Source organism: Natronoglycomyces albus (assembly GCF_016925535.1).
Classification (GTDB): domain Bacteria; phylum Actinomycetota; class Actinomycetes; order Mycobacteriales; family Micromonosporaceae; genus Natronoglycomyces; species Natronoglycomyces albus.
Genome location: NZ_CP070496.1, coordinates 192,633 through 209,774 on the forward strand (window position 1 = coordinate 192,633; position 17,142 = coordinate 209,774).

The window sequence follows — 17,142 nt, forward strand, 5'->3', positions numbered from 1 at the left end:
GTGTCCTTGAGCCTAAGCCGCGCACAGACACCGGCGGCGCATTTGCGCGCTTGGCGCTGCGGCGCGCCCTGGAATGAATCCCACGCCAACCGGGAACCTTGAGATGGGATAACCACGGTCACTTCACTACCGGTGTCTGCGTAGTTCTCGCCGTATGCGGCCCTTGAGATGTTGGCGCCTCCGCTGTGGCACGGCGTCGCGCAGCCTCCGGCCCTGGTCTGCCGCGCGGAAACGGCCGAGGGTGTCCCGCATGTGATTGATCGCGTGGGCCTTGACACCGCTACCAGCTCTGCGCGCCCCGATGACCAGCCTGAGGGCCCCTATCAGCGGCAACAGGACGATCAGTCCGAACGCTATGGCGACAAAGGTACCCATGAGGCCACAGTAGGGCACTCCTTCAAGAGCGGGCCGCACTTAGTGTCCGGCCCTTCGGTGCCTCGCAATCGCGCACAGGTCGCTTTTCCTCCTTGAGCCGTGCCTCTTCATGAATCCACCCGAAGCTTGCCCGGTTGTCATACCCGCTCTCTAGCCTGGAAGACATGAGCGACGACATACTCTCCCGCCTGACCACGATCTGCGCTCGCCTGCCTGAGGCACAGGAAAGCACCACCGTGCATCACCCAAGCTTCAAAGTGCGAGGTAAAGCGTTTGTGATGCTGGCTGACCCGAATAAATGGTCTGAGGTTGAGTCGCTGTGGATCAAGTCCACCCCCGGAGAGCAGCAGGCCCTCATTCAGTCTGATCCCGAACAGTATTTCAAGCCGCCCTACGTAGGCCCGAGCGGCTGGATCGGGGTGCGGCTAACTAAGGAGTGCGATTGGGATGAGGTCGCCGAACTGGTGACAGAGGGCTGGAGGCTCGCCGCCCCCAAACGAGCCATCAAGGCGTTCGACGAAGCCGCCGCCGAGGATTGACCTTGATACAGCCTCGCCCGTGGCCCACATGCGAGGCTGTTCAATGGCAGCGGCGACGTGTTGCCCAGGAACGATTCACTAGCGTGACCCGGTGAGCTGCTCGGCCGGTCCGGCAACCGGGCCGTGCGCCACATGCAGGGCCTTAGCTGAGGCACGTAGCTTCGGGGACTTCGCCAACGACCGCGCGTGCGCCTCGTCGCGAGCCAGAAAGAGGACCGTCGGCCCGGAACCGGAGACGTGTGCCGCCAGCGCTCCGGCGTCCAGGCCCGCATGCATCAACGAAGAGAGTTCCGGTCGCAGGCTTACCGCCGCTGCCTCCATGTCGTTGACCAAAAGCGGCGCGATCTCTTCGGCGGGTAGGCCCGCTTCGAGAGCTTTGAGCAGCGGCTGCACGTGGTAGGAGTAGCGTCCAATGTCGTTGGCTCGCAACCGGTCCACTTCGCGGTAGCACTCCGGGGTCGAAATATGTGCCTGGGAGGTGGCGACGACCCAGTGGTAGGTCGCGGCAGCCTTGAGGTCGTGGTTGAGCTCTTCGCCGCGTCCGGTGCCCAGCGCGATGCCCCCGCGTAGACAGAAGGGAACGTCGCTGCCTAGCCCGGCGGCAAGTTTTTCTAGCTCGATATCGCTTAGCCGCAGGTTCCACAACTGGGCGCAAGCCACCAGTGTTGCCGCCGCGTCGGCAGAACCACCGGCGAGGCCTCCCGCAACGGGGATGCGTTTGTCAAGGTGGATGACGGCCGCTGGGGAAATATGTCCGTATATGCCAAGGAGTTTCGCGGCCTTGAGTGCGAGGTTGCGCTCGTCAGTAGGGACCTGGTCCGCTCCCTCACCGGTCACGGTGATGCGTAGGCCGCTTCGGTCCGAGGTCGACACGGTCACGGTGTCATACAACGAGATCGCCTGGTAGACCGTTGTGAGGTCATGGAATCCGTCAGCGCGCAAGTCCCCGACGCCTAGATGCAAATTGATTTTGGCGGGCACGGTCACTCTCACCGTGCCGGTGGGCCTGCTGTGGCGGGCAAGGGCCTCGCTCATGCGCGTCTCTCCTTAGCGGTTGGTCAACTGCGCTGTGGCAGCGGCCCAGCGGTTCTCTCGGGCGAGCCCGGCCGCGGAGTTCCGGTATGTCGTGGGCCACCGGACGGTCTCCCTTGAAGCCACCTGGGTGTTTACTCCTTGGCGGCAGTTATGCCGCGCCGGTTGCGCACCAGCCGGTTTCGGTTCACCTGTGCCTACCGGCCGGTTTGCCACTGGCGTTTGTCATCCGCGTCGGGCCGACATTCACTCTAGTGAATCTCGGGCCCCCTGGGAGGGCATATGCCCTCGTGTACGGCCGCAGATATTCCAGGTGCGCATATGACGTTCGCGGGCGTGGGCCTCAGGCGTCCAAGGCGGCCTTCGCATCGGCCAAAGCCACGAACTGGTGGACGTCGAGCGCCTCTCCCCGCTGGGTGGGTGGGATTGCGGCCGCTTCGCAGATGGCTTCAGCCCGCGCGACTGATCCGGCCCACTCTTTGAGAGCTTGGCGTAGCATTTTGCGGCGCTGGCCGAACGCGGCGTCAACGGCTTTGAACACCTCGACGCGGTCGGCCTGCGGCGGCTCGATGCGCTCGAACGCCACCAAACCAGAATCCACATTAGGCACAGGCCAGAAGACGGAGCGAGACACCGAACCAGCGCGCTTCGATCGCGTATACCAGGCCATCTTCACACTCGGAGCCCCGTAGATCTTGCTACCCGGAGACGCCGTCAACCTGTCAGCGACCTCCTTTTGCACCATGACCAGCCCCCGACGCACCGACGGAATATTGGTCAAAAAATGCAGCACCACGGGCACCGCGACGTTATAGGGCAAGTTCGCGATCAACGCCGACGGCGGCTCGTCGAAATCCGAAGCCTTGATTCGCATGGCGTCACAGTGGATAACCGACAGCTTCGCTGCCTCCTGCGGAGCCTTATGCTCCACGGTGCTGCCCAGCGCAGTGGCGAGCTTTGGGTCAATCTCGACCGCGAACACCCGTTTAGCCTGCTCCAACAACCCCAGCGTCAGCGAACCCAAACCCGGCCCCACCTCCACGACGACATCGTCCGGCCCGACCTGGGCCGTGGCCACAATCCGACGCACAGTGTTGCCGTCGACCACGAAATTCTGGCCCCACTTCTTCGTGGGTTTGATACCAAGCCCGCCAGAGATCTTCCGAATCGCCGTGGTCGTCAAAAGTTGTACCATCTCAGCCCTGCCCGCCAGCCAAAAGCGCCACAAGCTTCACATCCGGGTAATCAGACTGGATCGTCTGCAACCGCCACTTGTTGGGAAACGCCGCCAGGATCGCGCCGTCCCGAGGCCGCGTGAAGATCTCCACCCCCGGCGCGGTCTTCAACGCCTTCGCTCCAGCCGCATCAGTGACGCGCGCCAGCTGGTAGGGCAAATTATCCACATGAGCGGGCGCGTCGAACTCCGCGCGCAGCCGAGCAATCGTGACCTCGAACTGGAGCGGACCGACCGCCGCCAAGACCGGAGTCGCATCGCCTCGCCGCTCCGAATACAAAACCTGCACCACGCCTTCGGCATCCAGCTGCGCGATACCCCGCCGGAACCGCTTAGCCTTGGACGTGTCAGTCATGACCAGAGCACCAAAGTGCTCGGGCGCGAACGCCGGCAAGGGCGGATAGGTGATCTTCTTACCGGCATAGATCGTGTCGCCCACTCGCAGACCCGTCGCGTTGACCAGGCCAATGATGTCACCCGGCCAGGCCTCCTCCACCGTGTCCCGGGAAGAACCGAACATCGTCTGGGCATACTTGGTCGACATCGTGCGGCCCGACTCAGCCTGAGTCACCTGCATCCCGCGCTCAAACCGGCCCGAACAAATCCGCACGAACGACAACTGGTCGCGGTGCGAAGAATTCATGTTCGCCTGCGACTTGAAGACAAACCCGGAGAAATCCGAATCCACCGCGCGCCGCTGCCCGGCATCAGACTCCCGATCAAACGGGGAAGGAGCAATATCCACCAACAGGTCAAGCAGCTGACCGACCCCGAAATTGGCCAACGCCGCCCCAAACAGCGTCGGTGTCGTCGCACCGGCTTCGAACTTCTCCTGGTCGTGATTCGCGTCGGTCTCCGCCAACAGTTCAGACTCTTCGACAGCCTGCGCGTAGGCGTCCCCGAAACGCGACGCGGCCTCCTCGGCACTCAACTGCTCGGAAACGGCCAAAGTCGCGCCACCCGGGGCGCGCTCGAAACGCACCATGCCCTCCTCGGGTTTGGAAGCCAAACGCTCCACCACCCCCTGGAAGTCCCCGCCGATACCCACCGGCCACGTCACCGGTGTCGGCTTGATGCCGATGCGGTTCTCGACCTCTTCCAACAGCTCCAGCGCGTCCTTAGCCGGACGGTCCCACTTGTTGATAAACGTGATAACTGGAATGCGACGCGCCCGGCACACCTCAAACAGCTTCAACGTCTGCGGCTCCAAGCCCTTGGCCGCGTCCAACAGCATCACCGCCGCGTCCACAGCCGTCAACACCCGGTAGGTGTCCTCCGAGAAATCGGCGTGGCCAGGGGTGTCGAGCAAATTGATGACACAGTCACGGTAGTCAAACTGCAACGACGCCGAAGTGATCGAAATGCCGCGATCCTGCTCCATCGACATCCAGTCCGAGACCACGCCGCGACGACTGCCCTTGCCATGCACCGCACCCGCCGACGAGATCGCCTGACCATGCAAGGCCAAAGCCTCAGTCAACGTGGACTTACCGGCGTCGGGGTGAGAAATGACAGCGAACGTGCGGCGGCGAGCCGCCTCAGACGTTACCTGTGAGGTGGAGGTGGACGGGTTTTGCGACATAATTCCCTCTACGTGTGCGTTATACAGCGCCAACGCCCAACTCTAGCTGTTCAAACCTGCGGCGACGCAGCCCGAGGCCACCCCCGGACTGCCCCGACACAGCAAGCGGCACCAAACAGACCTAACCGGCCAGCTTCGCCCGAACGATCGAAGAGACGACCTTCCCATCGGCGCGACCGGCCACCTGCGGCTGGAGAGCTTTCATGACCTTTCCCATATCCTGCGGGCCAGCGAAACCGCCCTCACTGATCGCCTGGGCCACCAACTGCTCCAACTCATCCTCGCTCAGCTGTTTAGGCAGGTAGAGAGCCAGAATTTCCTCTTCGGCGCGCTCTAGGTCGGCCTGCTCGGTCCGGCCAGCCGCATCGAACGCCTCAGCGGCTTCACGACGTTGCTTGGCCTGCTTGGTCAGCACCTTCACCACCTCAGCGTCATCCAGCTCGCGCGCCTGCTTCCCCGCGACCTCCGCATTACGAACAGCCGTCAACGCCATCCGCAAAGTGTTCAGTTTCACCTTCTCGCCGGACTTCAGGGCTTGACGCATATCAGTTTCTAGGCGGGTCTTTAGTTCACTCATAGATAACAAAACTACAGTGGGGGAATGAAGATAAGTCGAGCTCTCACCGCCGTGGCGGGCATAGGTGCTGGCGTTGGCGCGCTGGCGATCCTCTACGCCGCCACCTATGAGCGGGTTCAGTACACTTTGCGGCATTTCGCGGTGCCCGTGTTGCCCTCGGGTGCGGAGCCGGTGCGGGTTTTGCACATCTCGGACCTGCACTTCACCCCCGGCCAAGTCGGCAAGCAACATTGGGTGGCGTCACTGGCGGCGCTCGACCCGGACCTGGTCTTGCTGACCGGGGACAATCTGGCGCACAAGTCAGCCGTCCCCACGGTCGCGACCGCGTTGTCGCCGCTGTTCAAAGCCCCGGGGGCTTTCGTGTTCGGCTCGAACGACTATTTCGGGCCTGTCATCAAGAACCCATTTACCTACTTCAACCCCAATCGCAAGCACAAGTACGGCGACGCTCTTCCCGTCGAAGACTTGCGCAAAACCCTCATCGATGGGGGTTGGGCCGATTTGAACAACGCTTCGGCCGACCTGGATGTCGCGGGAATGAAGATGCACTTCGCGGGCGTGGACGATCCGCACTTTGAGCTGGACGACTACTCGGCCGTTGCCGGGCCGGTGCCAGCTGAGGCGGATGTGTCGATCGCCTTGACGCACGCGCCGGAACCCGACGTGCTCGACGAGTTCGCCGCCGACGGATACCAGCTGATCGCGGCAGGCCACACCCACGGTGGGCAAGTATGCGTGCCGGGGTATGGGGCGCTGGTGACCAATTGCGGGATCGACCGTGAACGGGTCAAGGGCCTCCACCAGTGGAGCGACAGCGCATGGTTGCACGTGTCGGCTGGCTTGGGAACGTCTCCATATGCGCCAGTGCGCTTCGCGTGTGCGCCTGAGGCAAGCCTGTTGACGCTGGTCCCGCGCGAACTGTAAGCCGCGTTTAGGGGCAGGCCGCGCTTGAGTTGAGACTGGGGCCACCCGCTGACCCTGCCTGGATGCTTTTCGGCAGGGTCAGGTACCATTTTCAAGCGGTGCAGGGCATATCCTGCACGCGAAAAATTCAACATCGGGTTGTGGCGCAGCTTGACAATGTTCAAGTTCGCTTCGCGACGGCACTTCGTTCGGGACGAAGGGGTCGGGGCCAGCCCAGATTTACAATTTCACATCGGGTTGTGGCGCAGCTTGGTAGCGCACTTCGTTCGGGACGAAGGGGTCGCAGGTTCAAATCCTGTCAACCCGACCAATAATCCCCAGGTCGCAAGGGTGTTTCTGGATACATGCCGTATTCGGAAATGCCCTTGATCCGTTGTTTGTCCGTGGGCTTGCTCTCCCGCCTTAACACTAACCGATACGAGCTCGTGGGCTCGGTCGCCTTGGGATGGGCCGTCAGTATCCGCGAAGTGACAGGGACAACCATGGCGTGCGGTGCTGGTCCAACGAGCCAGCATTCCGATGTGTGTCAACGCGCTTGGCAGCTTCCGTGGTGATTGCGCTCCCTATCGCCGTTTGGGCGATGGCAGGAGGAGATGAATACTGTCTTCACGTTGTTTAGAATCGCCGAGTGTTGCCGCCGAGTCAGCGGGGTGGCTAGGGATGGTCGATGCTCGGTGTCGCGGGCAGCCGTTAGGGGTTTCTTGGCTCCATTTAGATGACCTCTCTGTTCAATGCGACGAATGAAAGACGTTGAACAGAGGTTTGGTTTAGCCGCATGTGCACACCGTCCTTTTGCGCCGGGGCTAGCAACCGATGCACAAGCCACGCAGACGGCATAAGTAGTGGAATCAAAACCCGGCACCGCTGATGAATCTCCGCCTGCACCGCCCAAGCAGCGAGGATGATCACTAGGGATACCACTAGGATCTGGTTTAGCCGGTAGTAAAAGACGGCTCCATATGCCCCAGCGGCATACTCAAGTAGCAGGCGATGAGCGACCCAACAATGGTGACGGCAAAGAATCCGCGTAGCGAGCGACCTCGGCATCCAATGTGGGTAAACCCGGTTAGTAGTTCCTCATCCCACTCTGGGTCGTTGGGACGATGGGAGTTCTCGGGTGTTTCAGGCATGCCCTGAGCAATACCAGTTGGGATACCAACTGCCGCACTACGACGCTAGCGTTACTACGGTTCCGCCTCAATTGTCGTTGCCCGAGATCACCTGGCGCCCACGATAAAGACCGCAGTGAACACAGGCGCGGTGTTGCGGAACCAGTTCCTTCCGTGGGCAAGGGCAGGGGGAGAGCGCAGGTGGCTGCGCCTTCCACTGAGACCGGCGGTGTCGGGTGCGGGAGCGAGATTTACGTCGTTTTGGTACAGCCATATTGATAATGATAACGGTTATCAATATTGATAACGGCACCCCCCTTACGCGCCACCATCGCCCGCATCCTCACCCGCCAGGGCCGGACCAATCCCGAACCTAAAAAACGCCCCAAAGCCTCACTGAAACGCTTCGAAGCCGATTTCCCCAACGGATGCTGGCAATCCGATCTACGGCGACATCCTTACCAGGCTTTCGTGCTTCCGGTCGTCGGCGGGTTTGGCACACATGTCAGCTCATTGGGCGGGCCGCTTGTTTCCTTAACCAAGCTCGATGGCGGTTCGATTGCCGGTAGTTTTTCCCCGGTCAGGTTTGACCTGTGTCGGTTGGTTTGGGTGTCGTTGATCGATGACGCGCAGGTGCGGCGCGAACTGGGCCACCGCAGCGGCCACTGCCGGAGCCCGCCGGTGGGAGAGCCGGACGCTGTGCTTTTGAATTCCCCCCGGAAGCCATGCGGGCACGCCATTGGCACGCAAATCTTTGGCCTCCCACCGCCTGGCGCTGGCAGCCATATCAAAATTCCTGGTCCGTTCGCTTTTATTCACGATCCCGATCTGCGGCTCCCATATCGGGATGACACCGAGTCGCTTCACGCGTTTGTTCCACAGGACGACCCGGTCTACCTCTTCCCACTTGGTCTGGCTTTTTATCTTGCCGCGTAGCCTGGCTTGCTCCCGATTGGCTCTAAATGCCTTGGTCGGATGCAAGATCAGGACCGCCGAGATCAGCAACAGCGCGAGAGCAGCCACGCCGATTTCGAGCGGAAGCGCCCAAGCCCAGGTCGTCTTGTCTTTTTGGTAGGTGATCGGGTTCCAGACCTGAACGCGCTCGGTCCCCGCCGCGGCCATCAGCACTGGTGTGACGAAGACCAGCCCGGTGCACACCAGCAGCCCGATCCACGCCAACAGTGGGGGTTTGTCCTTCACAGTGACCTCGGAGTTGGGGTCTATGTCTGTCATGAGAGGTCCTTCGGTCTGGGCATGCGACCCAAGTGGCGGGGTCGTTGCCGATCTTAAATCCCCCGTGCGAGGAGGCTCGCGTTTGACTTCCCCGCCCTGAACCCAATAATTAATCACATGGTTAATTAAGGAGATTATTAATGACAGGGAAGGACCCACTGAGTCTGATCTTTGCGGCACTGGCCGACCCGACCCGCCGCGACATCCTCACCAGGCTGTCGCAGGCCCCGGCGACAGTCGGCGATGTCAGCAAACACTTCGACATCAGCGCACCCGCGATCTCCCAGCATGCCCCGGAAACGCCCTCTACAATTTCCTGAGACTTCTTTTTGATGGGATGGGTCTTCCCGGTCGAATTCCCCCAGGCCATGACCACGGAAATGGAGGTGACCCCTTTGCAAACTGGATGGAGCAACTCATCATGTCACTACCGACACTTCAGCAAGGAAGCACTGGGGCAGCCGTCCGCCGTGTGCAAGGACTGTGCGTCGCCCATGGTGGAACGGCCCGTCATGAAATCGAATCTACCGGTGGCATCGACAGGCATTTTGGCCCGGGAACTGATCGTGCAGTTCGTGCCGTTCAGTCGGATGGCGCACCGACAGTCGATGGAATCGTAGGAAGAATCACCTGGACTAAGCTCACCACCGGATAGTCCCTCACAGAAACCTGCATCAAGTGCCACATTCTCAGGGGGTTGGATTCATAATTCCAGCTCCAGCCCCCTGAGGATTTCAAGCAGATGCTATATCTGGATTAACACACCCATTACTCGGGAATGAATAGTTAATAATGCCCTTCAAATCGTCGACACCGGAATCCCATTCAATATCACCGAGAACCGAGTATCGCTTGAAGTGACTGTCCTGGACATCGCACAGAATTATCGTCACTGGATATGGATCTTCATGGCACTCTGGAAAGCACCACCTTCCCCATACGTAACCTGTTGCTGTGGCAGTGTCAGGACCCCACGCAGACCATTCAAGCCCTTTGGCATATATGGTCTCCTGTAGACGCAATTTTTCGGGCTCCTGCACGCTCGGGATTTCACCTTCATAATGTTCAAGTCTGGGTATTCCAGGTACAAACAATTCATCAGTATTGGCCGGGGAGCTGGAATCATCTGCGCTTTTTCCTGTGCAAGAGGTGACCAGTGATCCCATGACAACGACGACTGCGAGCTTGAGGAGATTGTTGGCCATACATCACAGTATCCCAATGAGATTTTCCGGGCAAGTTAGTGGTTACTTTGTGTGAGGTGTCGGAGCTATTCGATGTGGTAGAAGGCTGGATGGGTGCGGGTGATGGTGCCTATCTTCAGGCGTAAAGCTGACTCTTTGTAGGCAGCGGTAGCGCATTTTCAAGTCGCGTTGGCGTTTTGGCTAAGGCTCGGTAGGAGCCGATATATTGGATCGATTCTTTTTGGGTTGTGTGAGTTTGCGCCGGTGGGTTTCTTGTGGGGAAAAACCACCTGGGATCAGGAACGATACTTTTCATAACCTAAATCTGCCAGGATAAGCAGGTTTTCCTCCTGGAGTATGCCGGTATTGCTCAAAGCGAGGTCACCTTCGATGCCGGTGTTCCCGGCGACGGTGACATCGTGTTCACGGCCCGGGCGGGTTTGGGAGATCCATAGCGGTAGCCATCAGGAGCTGACAGCACTTGCCCCTTTATGTCGTGACGGTGGTGTTTACACCTTCACCTTTGAGCATGGGTTATCCACGATGACGTCGTCCCTCACGGCACTATTCATGATCGTGGGAAAGAGGATCTTACATTGAATCCTGTAATTCGATTTCATGCCCTGATCTTTAAGGCTCTTAAGCCATCGTCGGATGTCATTGGCTCGGATGTGGAGCATCTTAAGCGGACCGAAGAAGTCCATGAGCTTCCATTAGCTATCAATGAGGCTTATGCAAAAGGCACTTTCAGTGTTCTCGTTGGCTCGTTTACCTGTGTAAACTTCGCCTCCTGCGGCCTTGAACTTGCACTTTTGCATAAGTCTCAATAACTTTCCCGCCTGTCTTTGGTCCTTCAACAGCACTGGCCGCAGCTTGTGCAGTGTGTGGGGCCATGGGGTGTGCTCGCTGTTGGTTGCGAAAACTGTCTCGGTATAGGGCCGCAGGCCAATTTTCTAGTGCGACATTTTTTCGAAGAGCCTTCGCGCCCATAGGTAGCCGATGAGGGCGATGGCGACACACCAGCCAACTGCCAGCCAGAGTTCATTGCCTAGCGTCTCGCCAGCCAGAAGGCCCCGAACGCTGTCGATCAATGGCGTGAATGGCTGGTATTGGGCGAACCATCGCAGGCCCAGCGGCATACTGTCCACCGGCACGAACCCGCTTCCGAAGAAGGGCAGTAGCAGCAATGGCATAGGTGTGTTGCTGGCTGTTTCCACTGATGCGGCGGCCATTCCCAGGGCCACCGACAGCCACGATAGGGCGATATTGGCCAGAATGAGTAGCCCGATAACGGTGAACCACCCTGCTACCGAAGCGGTGGGTCGATAACCCAATGCGGTAGCCAACGCCAAGAACAGCACGCAAGCAATAGCGGTTTGAAACAGGTTGCCCAGAACGTGAGCCGACAAAATTGAGGACCGGGCAATGTCCATGGTGCGGAAACGCGCCATGATTCCTTCTTCTTTATCCCGCGCTACTAGGATTGCGACTCCTTGCGCGGCAGCAGCCAAGGTGAGAACCAGCATCCCTGGAGTGAGGAAGTCAAGGTATTCGGTTCGGCCAGCCTCAGCTCCGGCCAGCCCGGTCCCCATCACGTCTCCGAATACGTAGACGAACAACAAGAGGAATACGACAGGCATACCAACGATCATTGCCGTCAAGCTTGGGTAGCGGCGAAGGTGAACGAGGTTTCGCCGCAGCATGGTGTTGGTGTCACGCACCGTAGAAGTTATAGAGGTCATGCGAGGGCCCTTTTCGTTTGGTTCGGCTGACTTGTCAATTCGAGAAAGACGTCGTCGAGATCCGGGGAATGAATGCTGAGATTCGCCACCGGCACGGACGCTTCATCGAGTTTTTGCAGGATGCCGCGCAGATGGGTGATGTCGTTTCCGCCGGATACGCGTAGTGCAATCTCGCTGTCAAAACGTTCGCTGCCACGCAAGGTATTCTCAGCGATCGTCAGGTCAGATTGGGTGTTGAATCGAAGTTCGATATGGCCTCCGGGGATGCTTGCTTTCAACTCCTCAGGGGTGCCTTCGGCGACGATGTGGCCATCATCGAGTAGTGCGATGTGGTCGGCTAGCTCGTCGGCTTCCTCCAAATATTGAGTGGTGAGAAAAACGGTGATGCCGTCTTCAGCGAGGTTGCGCACTATGTCCCACATTGTTTTCCGGCCCCGGGGGTCGACTCCGGTGGTGGGTTCGTCGAGGAAGATGATTTGTGGCGAACCCATGAGGCCCATTGCCACATCGAGTCGCCTCCGCATCCCTCCCGAATAGCTCGATGGCTTCTTCTTCGCTGCTGAAGTCAGGTCAAATCGTTCCAGCAGGTCGCTAATTCGAGTGCGAGCCGTGGAGCGATCGAGATGGTGGAGGTCGGCCATGAGCCGCAGGTTCTCTTCGCCGGTGAGCAGGTCATCGATGGCTGAGAATTGGCCGGTGACGCCGATGGCTGATCGCACGGCCTTCGGGTTCGAGACTGGATCGGCACCGGCCACGCGAATTCTCCCGGAGTCGGGAGAGGCCAGGGTCGACAGAATTTTCACTGTAGTCGTTTTCCCGGCTCCGTTCGGGCCCAGCATTCCAAAAATGGCACCCGGCTCTACTGAGAAGTCGATGCCTCTGAGAACATGCTGTTGGCCATATTTCTTCCGGAGGCCACTGACCTCAATGGCTAGGTTTGAATGTTGATTCACTATCTCTCCTTGGTGGGTTTAGTTCCGCAATCGTTTGGAAGTTTTCGACGTCACGCATGGTGAATGGTTATGTCTCCGTGAGTGGTCCGGGCTGTTACTGACACGCTGTCTGATTCGGGATCGGGTTGGTTGGATTCGTCCATAGAGTTTTCGATACGGCCAAATCCGGTGTTGATGTCCAGCCACGCGGCCGTGCCGTGGCGAATACCGAGACTGATGTCTCCGTACCCCGACCTGATTTGTGATTTGCCGGTCATCACCTCGCCTATGGCGACGTTTCCGTTGGCGGTGGAAACATCTAGGTCTCCACGAGCCTGTTCGACGCTGATATCCCCATTGGATGACTTGATGCGGGAGGCTTTGCCCAGCTGCCCAACGTGCGTGGCTCCGGTGACGTTATGGATGCTGCTACGTCCCTCGATGGTTTTAATGTCGATGCGTCCAGCGGTTTTTAGTTCCGCATTTCCCGCGATGTGACCGACGCGAATGCGGCCGGTGCTCGATTTCGCCGCCACGGAGGAAGCGTGATCGATATCGATGTCTCCGACTCCGGTGCGCACCTTGGTTTCTCCCAAGTCGCCTTTGGCGCAGAAGTTGGCAACCGCAGTCGTCACCGCCACTGAGCTACCGGTGGGAACCGTGAGCGAGATGTCGATCCATCCGGTTCGCTTCCCGGTAAAGACCGCGCCGACGCCACTTGCGTTGGGGCCGATAACGGTGAGTACGCCGTCGGTGAACTCGACGGTGGTTTTCGCAGCCGCGTCCACATCGGCTTTTCTGTCTTCGTTGCTGGGTAGAACCTCGAGCGTGGTGTCGGTGGTGTCAGTCGCGGTGATGTCGACGCGTCCGCACGCGCTCTTTACCTCTACGCGAACCGGCTGTGGTGTGGGGAAGGTTTGCATGGTGGCTCCTGTGAGTGAAGTGTTGTGGTTAGTTGACCCAGCCCGTAAAGCGCTGAGGGCCGTTGTGGCTGGTTGTTGATGCCGATCGGCTACCGCTTTGGCTGAGTCGGGAGGCTGCGGCTTGCAGTAGCCAGGCGTTGAGAGACAGGCCGTCGGTACGCGCGGCCTCTTCGAGTCGCGTCTTGAACTTGTCGGACATGCGCAAATTGAGGCGCGCGGTCTCCCCCTCGTCGATGGGAAGCGCCGGAGGGGCCGTCTGGCTTTGTGGCAGTGGCGCGGAATCGGTTCTGGTGACTGCGAAGCCCAACTGTCCTTGGCGAATGCGCAGTTCTACATAGTCCGGTGCCATCTCGCCGGAAATTTCCTCTGCCGCCTCGCTGAGAGCGTCGAGCAGGGTGAGTTGTATCGAGGCCGCCAGTGGCTCCAGGAGCTTTTCGGTCAGTTCATCGGCTTCACCGCCGAACACTTCAGCTCTGGTTTCGAATTGTTGTCGCAAGCGGTCGACATATTCCGTGATATCCATGGCGCAACTATAGCAGGTTAGGTGCCAAAATGGCACCATGGCTCGAATTTGGGAATAGTGGGGGTGTGACCTGCGGTAATGTAAGAAATTATGTGGGGATTGGTTTTGCTGTTGGCGCAAAATGTGCCATCGAGGGTATGCAGCGGATCAGTATGGCACCTACGGCGGGCCACAGTGGCTCGAATGGGTTCCAGGCCCGCTCGTGAGCGGAGGGGGCAATCTGCGCTAGCGGGAGCTACGTTCCGGTTCCGCGCCGTGGTGGGGCTCGTGGCATCGGCGGGGCCGGAAGGGGTGCCGTCGTTTGACATCGACGCAATCTGCCGTATATTTAATAATACCCTTAATTAAGGAGTTTATTAATGGCAGGGAAGGACCCACTCAGTCTGATCTTTGCGGCACTGGCCGACCCGACCCGCCGCGACATCCTCACCAGGCTTTCGCGCACTCCGGCAACAGTCGGCGACGTCAGCAAACACTTCGACATCAGCGCACCCGCGATCTCCCAACATCTCAAAGTGCTACAGCGAGCGGGCCTCATCGAACGCACCACGCGAGCCCAATGGCGGACCCTGTCGATGCGCACCGAACCCCTTGACGAGGCATCGGCCTGGGTTGAGAAACACCGCCGCGAATGGAACCAACGCTTCGACGCTCTAGAGAAACATCTCGAAACCATGACCACACAGGAGGACCAATGAACACCTCAACACCGGAGTTCACCATCAGCCGCACCTTGCACGCACACCGAGACCAGGTGTGGCGCGCCTGGACGACGGAGAAAGAACTCGCCGGCTGGCTCCCTTCAACCCCACTGGAAACCATCGCCTTTGACGTTCGCGAAGGAGGCCACTATCGCTACACGATGATCAACTCCGAGACTGGCGAGGAGTACCCCACCGGCGGCGTATTCCTGGAAGTCGTTCCCTGCGAACGGCTCGTCTTCACCTGGGGAAACCCACAGGACCCCGTCGAGTCCTCGCCCGTCATCACCCTCACCTTGGCCGAGGATGGCGATCGCACCGAAATGACCTTTCACATGCGTGGATTCGCCGGTCACCCCGGCGACGGGTACGTCTATGACGGCTGGGTCGACGCCTTGGCCGACCTCGCAAAACACGTGGGCGACTAGGCGCGCCGCCAACCTTAAAGCGGTCCTGAACAGTCGAGTGCCAGGAGAAGGAAGCCTGGCACTCAACCCAAACCCCGCCAAGTCGACCACGACGATCCCGTGCCACCCCACAGAGCCAACTAAGCCCGGAGGTAGCCCCTTACCGCACCCGCGAAAATGCGCCACAAAGCGGACGAAAGCCTTGACCTCACCAAGGTGAGCCCGGTGTAGTAGCCACTGGACCGACGCACAATTCCCCGTCCTTAGCGCGCCCCCCTCCCCCGAAAGGGCCGATTTACAGCAAGAACGAACCCCACCGGCCCAGTCTCTGCCACGATTGACCTACGGCGGCAATACCGCCCGAGGCCAGCGATGGGACGAATAAGCAGCCAGCCGAAAGGGAGGCGGCAATGCGAGAAGTCTCCGAAGGGCAACTGTGGGACGAAGGCCGCTTCGGCCGCCTCGAACCAGTCGCGCTCACCGACGGCAAACCCTTCACCGCTGGCGTGATCCTCCAGCGTGACGACGCGGTACTCACCTCGCTCACCGCCCGCACCTCTGCGGCACATGAACCAGAGGGCGAACACTGGTATGTGGGCGGCATCGGCGGAGGCCAAGAACCCGGTGAGGACGTGTGGGAATGCGCCCACCGCGAAGCGCGCGAAGAAACCGGCGTGCCAATCCAGCTGACCAAGGCCGACATCACATACATGAACGATGTCGACGCCGGTGAATCATGGATGACCTGGACAGCCGGGATCTCTCCACTGTTGATACGCCGCACCCGCAACACCGACTCCCGGACCCCGATCAAACCCGGACTCCCCAGCGGGCGATACACCTACCATTTCACGTTTCTGGGACAACTAGCCGACGAGAGGCCCTTTGCCATCGCAGGCGAGGACATCACCGCGCTGGCCTGGGTGCCACTGTCCCAATGGGACAAGCTTTATGACAACCCGACAATGGGCCAGATGCGCCGCGGAGGAATGAATATTGTGGCCGGTGATTCCATTGCCGACTCCGCCCGGTTGCGAGTACGCCAAACAGAGGCGCTGCGCCTGGTCATCGCCCTGCTGGCCTAGGGCTAACGAGTAGACCAAAGTAGACCTAGCCCGCGTGGCCGGTAATACATTTCGCCGCTGGCAAAGATGGCAAACCACCTCACCCTGTGGGAGCATAGGGCTCGTACTCGCACCCCAACGGTGAGGAATAAATCTGTGAACCTGTGGGATTCCATCCAGGTCGCCATAGGTATCGGCTGCGCGGCCGCATTCGTGCTTCTGGTGCTAGCTGGCCTGGTGTTCTATATCCGGGATTCCCTGCGGCGAGGCGGGTGGCGCAACGAGCTATCCGAGCAAGCGCAACGCCTGCCCGAGTTCGCTGCCGAACGCGGCTGGCGATATTTGGCCCGTGACGACCGGTGTATCGGGATCATCAACGTCTTGCGCCGAAGTCTGGACGAGTCGACCCCGCCCCCGCCCCCGCCCGGCCCCCCACACATTGCCCGCAATGCCGCCGAGGTACATGCGGCTGTGCGTTCCGGGCGAGCCGTCTACGGAACCCGATTCCCATGCAACCCGACCACGGCTGCCGAACATGTCATGACGTTTGTCGAAAATGATCAAGACTTCGTCCTTTTCCAACACCGATGGAACGAATCCACGTGGACCAAGGACCGAGCCGACCAGTGGCAATTCCATTGGAACGAGGATCCCGACAAAGCCGACTACGCCACCACTGTGGCGCTCAAGCTGCCACGGGAAACCCCGTTTGTCTGCGTCTCCAAGAAAGGCTTCGGGCAGAAGTCTGCCCTGGTGGACAACAACATCAACCTGGAATCTCACGATTTCAATCGACGCTATTTCGTCTACTTTGAGAACCGACGCTTTGGCTACGACATCGTCAACCCTTCCATGATCGAGTGGATCGACGCGCTAGACCCCGAAGAGAATGACAGTTTCGTGGTCACCGGCCAGTGGTGTTTCATCACCATCCCCGACATCATGCGGGCCGAGGAAATCGAAGACCACCTGCACCGTTTGCGTGAGTTCGCCGCGCACATCCCCGACCACGTGTGGAGCGTTGACTACGGCACTGAGCGCTGAGTCTCTTCGATTGGTAA

Annotated in this window: 20 protein-coding genes, 1 tRNA gene and 1 pseudogene; 9 read left to right on the plus strand and 13 right to left on the minus strand. The window is 59.6% G+C overall.

Annotated features, from left to right (window positions below; translation table 11 throughout):
* Positions 1-126 precede the first annotated feature (126 nt).
* Positions 127-375 (minus strand): hypothetical protein, encoded by a 249-nt coding sequence (locus JQS30_RS00780; RefSeq protein ID WP_213171518.1) that lies wholly within the window; start codon positions 373-375, stop codon positions 127-129.
* A gap of 164 nt (positions 376-539) precedes the next feature.
* Between JQS30_RS00780 and JQS30_RS00785 the strand changes: the two genes are divergently transcribed.
* The gene (locus JQS30_RS00785) at positions 540-914 is read left to right on the plus strand and encodes an MmcQ/YjbR family DNA-binding protein (RefSeq protein ID WP_213171519.1); all 375 of its coding nucleotides are present in this window, start codon (positions 540-542) and stop codon (positions 912-914) included.
* A 78-nt stretch (positions 915-992) separates the two neighbouring features.
* Here JQS30_RS00785 and JQS30_RS00790 read toward each other — a convergent pair whose 3' ends face one another.
* From JQS30_RS00790 to JQS30_RS00805, 4 genes are all read right to left on the minus strand, one after another.
* Positions 993-1,949, minus strand: coding sequence for a 4-(cytidine 5'-diphospho)-2-C-methyl-D-erythritol kinase (locus tag JQS30_RS00790; protein WP_213171520.1), 957 nt, complete (start codon positions 1,947-1,949; stop codon positions 993-995).
* Between the two features lie 340 nt (positions 1,950-2,289).
* Positions 2,290-3,141: a 16S rRNA (adenine(1518)-N(6)/adenine(1519)-N(6))-dimethyltransferase RsmA gene (gene rsmA / locus JQS30_RS00795; protein WP_213171521.1), complete on the minus strand. Its 852-nt coding sequence runs from the start codon at positions 3,139-3,141 to the stop codon at positions 2,290-2,292.
* A 1-nt stretch (position 3,142) separates the two neighbouring features.
* Positions 3,143-4,762, minus strand: a complete 1,620-nt coding sequence (locus JQS30_RS00800) for a peptide chain release factor 3 (RefSeq protein ID WP_213171522.1) — start codon at positions 4,760-4,762, stop codon at positions 3,143-3,145.
* Between the two features lie 121 nt (positions 4,763-4,883).
* A complete protein-coding gene (locus JQS30_RS00805; RefSeq protein WP_213171523.1) occupies positions 4,884-5,339 on the minus strand; it encodes a GatB/YqeY domain-containing protein in 456 nt (151 codons plus the stop codon).
* Between the two features lie 24 nt (positions 5,340-5,363).
* Here JQS30_RS00805 and JQS30_RS00810 point away from each other — a divergent pair, with 24 nt between their 5' ends.
* On the plus strand, positions 5,364-6,263 hold the full coding sequence (locus tag JQS30_RS00810) for a metallophosphoesterase (protein WP_213171524.1): 900 nt from the start codon (positions 5,364-5,366) through the stop codon (positions 6,261-6,263).
* 233 nt (positions 6,264-6,496) lie between these two features.
* Positions 6,497-6,573: transfer RNA gene (locus JQS30_RS00815), tRNA-Pro, on the plus strand.
* A 622-nt stretch (positions 6,574-7,195) separates the two neighbouring features.
* On the opposite strand, the gene JQS30_RS00820 is transcribed toward JQS30_RS00815, so the two are convergent.
* From JQS30_RS00820 to JQS30_RS00830, 3 genes are all read right to left on the minus strand, one after another.
* Complete coding sequence (locus JQS30_RS00820) at positions 7,196-7,393, minus strand: hypothetical protein (RefSeq protein ID WP_213171525.1); 198 nt, start codon at positions 7,391-7,393, stop codon at positions 7,196-7,198.
* A 67-nt stretch (positions 7,394-7,460) separates the two neighbouring features.
* Positions 7,461-7,646: a 50S ribosomal protein L32 gene (gene rpmF / locus JQS30_RS00825; protein WP_213171526.1), complete on the minus strand. Its 186-nt coding sequence runs from the start codon at positions 7,644-7,646 to the stop codon at positions 7,461-7,463.
* Between the two features lie 260 nt (positions 7,647-7,906).
* A complete protein-coding gene (locus tag JQS30_RS00830; RefSeq protein ID WP_213171527.1) occupies positions 7,907-8,605 on the minus strand; it encodes a hypothetical protein in 699 nt (232 codons plus the stop codon).
* A 140-nt stretch (positions 8,606-8,745) separates the two neighbouring features.
* On the opposite strand from JQS30_RS00830, the pseudogene JQS30_RS00835 reads away from it, so the two are divergent.
* A pseudogene (locus tag JQS30_RS00835) lies at positions 8,746-8,895 on the plus strand (ArsR family transcriptional regulator); the annotation flags it as partial.
* A gap of 131 nt (positions 8,896-9,026) precedes the next feature.
* Positions 9,027-9,260, plus strand: a complete 234-nt coding sequence (locus JQS30_RS17750; RefSeq protein ID WP_213171529.1) for a peptidoglycan-binding domain-containing protein — start codon at positions 9,027-9,029, stop codon at positions 9,258-9,260.
* A 79-nt stretch (positions 9,261-9,339) separates the two neighbouring features.
* Here JQS30_RS17750 and JQS30_RS00845 read toward each other — a convergent pair whose 3' ends face one another.
* The 5 genes from JQS30_RS00845 to JQS30_RS00865 form a co-directional block, all read right to left on the minus strand.
* The gene (locus tag JQS30_RS00845) at positions 9,340-9,810 is read right to left on the minus strand and encodes a hypothetical protein (protein WP_213171530.1); all 471 of its coding nucleotides are present in this window, start codon (positions 9,808-9,810) and stop codon (positions 9,340-9,342) included.
* Positions 9,811-10,742: 932 nt separating this feature from the next.
* Positions 10,743-11,531, minus strand: a complete 789-nt coding sequence (locus JQS30_RS00850; protein ID WP_213171531.1) for an ABC transporter permease — start codon at positions 11,529-11,531, stop codon at positions 10,743-10,745.
* On the minus strand, positions 11,528-12,487 hold the full coding sequence (locus tag JQS30_RS00855) for an ABC transporter ATP-binding protein (protein WP_213172905.1): 960 nt from the start codon (positions 12,485-12,487) through the stop codon (positions 11,528-11,530). Before JQS30_RS00855 ends, JQS30_RS00850 begins: the two co-directional genes overlap by 4 nt.
* A 47-nt stretch (positions 12,488-12,534) precedes the next feature.
* Positions 12,535-13,386 carry a DUF4097 family beta strand repeat-containing protein gene (locus JQS30_RS00860; protein WP_213171532.1) on the minus strand — a complete coding sequence of 284 codons (852 nt, stop codon included), beginning with the start codon at positions 13,384-13,386 and terminating at the stop codon, positions 12,535-12,537.
* Positions 13,387-13,414: 28 nt separating this feature from the next.
* The gene (locus tag JQS30_RS00865) at positions 13,415-13,909 is read right to left on the minus strand and encodes a hypothetical protein (RefSeq protein WP_213171533.1); all 495 of its coding nucleotides are present in this window, start codon (positions 13,907-13,909) and stop codon (positions 13,415-13,417) included.
* A gap of 359 nt (positions 13,910-14,268) precedes the next feature.
* Here JQS30_RS00865 and JQS30_RS00870 point away from each other — a divergent pair, with 359 nt between their 5' ends.
* From JQS30_RS00870 to JQS30_RS00885, 4 genes are all read left to right on the plus strand, one after another.
* On the plus strand, positions 14,269-14,607 hold the full coding sequence (locus JQS30_RS00870; protein ID WP_213171534.1) for an ArsR/SmtB family transcription factor: 339 nt from the start codon (positions 14,269-14,271) through the stop codon (positions 14,605-14,607).
* Positions 14,604-15,038 (plus strand): SRPBCC family protein, encoded by a 435-nt coding sequence (locus tag JQS30_RS00875; protein ID WP_213171535.1) that lies wholly within the window; start codon positions 14,604-14,606, stop codon positions 15,036-15,038. The genes JQS30_RS00870 and JQS30_RS00875 overlap by 4 nt, the downstream gene beginning before the upstream one ends.
* A gap of 389 nt (positions 15,039-15,427) precedes the next feature.
* On the plus strand, positions 15,428-16,102 hold the full coding sequence (locus JQS30_RS00880) for an NUDIX hydrolase (RefSeq protein ID WP_213171536.1): 675 nt from the start codon (positions 15,428-15,430) through the stop codon (positions 16,100-16,102).
* A 135-nt stretch (positions 16,103-16,237) separates the two neighbouring features.
* Positions 16,238-17,125, plus strand: coding sequence for a hypothetical protein (locus tag JQS30_RS00885; protein WP_213171537.1), 888 nt, complete (start codon positions 16,238-16,240; stop codon positions 17,123-17,125).
* Positions 17,126-17,142 lie beyond the last annotated feature (17 nt).